The sequence below is a fragment of the Burkholderia sp. YHN3-13 genome, from assembly GCF_055810675.1.
Genome location: NZ_JBVVNQ010000086.1, coordinates 1 through 786, shown reverse-complemented (window position 1 = coordinate 786; position 786 = coordinate 1). Strand labels below are relative to the sequence as shown.

General features: G+C 58.0%; 1 protein-coding gene. It reads left to right on the top strand.

What is annotated here, in order from left to right; genetic code table 11:
* Positions 1–786: IS3 family transposase (locus AC0KUR_RS37995; protein WP_473377406.1), on the top strand; the 786-nt coding region annotated here is incomplete at both ends.

Here is a 786-nt window from a genome sequence, read left to right as displayed (position 1 = left end):
TGCAGGACGTACTCGCAAAAAAGCTCTGAAGCCTGCCCGTCGGCGCATGTTGATCGATGAATTGCGTGATCGCTATCGAACCAGCCTGACGAAGACTTGCGCGTTGTTTGGCATGTCTCGTTCGCTGTATCGGTATCAGTCGGTTGCGCGCGATTCGTCGGCGCTGCTCATGCGTATCAAGGAAATCACCGCCACGCGCGTGCACTATGGGTATCGGCGCGTTCACGTGGTCCTGCGACGGGAAGGCTGGCGAGATAACTGCAAGCGCGTCTACAGGCTGTATCGGGCGGAGGGCCTTTCACTGCGGCATAAGCGACCACGACGTAACAAATCGGCTCGGCTGCGACAGCCCAAGCATATCGTGACCGCGATCAACGAAATTTGGAGCATGGATTTCGTTGCGGATGCACTGTTCGATGGGCGACGCCTTCGGACTCTGACCGTCGTCGACAACTACACACGGGAATGCCTGGCCATCGAGGTTGGACAAAGCCTGAAGGGAGAGCATGTGGTCGAAGCGCTGACGCGTATCACCGCCATGCGCGGGCACCCTGCCACGATCAAGGTCGACAACGGCAGCGAGTTCATCTCGAAGGCAATGGATCGCTGGGCGTATGAACATGGCGTCGAACTGGATTTCAGCCGGCCGGGCACGCCTACTGACAACGCCAAGGTCGAAAGCTTCAACGGGCGCTTCCGGCAAGAATGTCTGAACGCGCATTGGTTCTTGTCATTGGCCGACGCGCAGAGCAAAATCGACGACTGGCGCACGTACTATAACGAGGT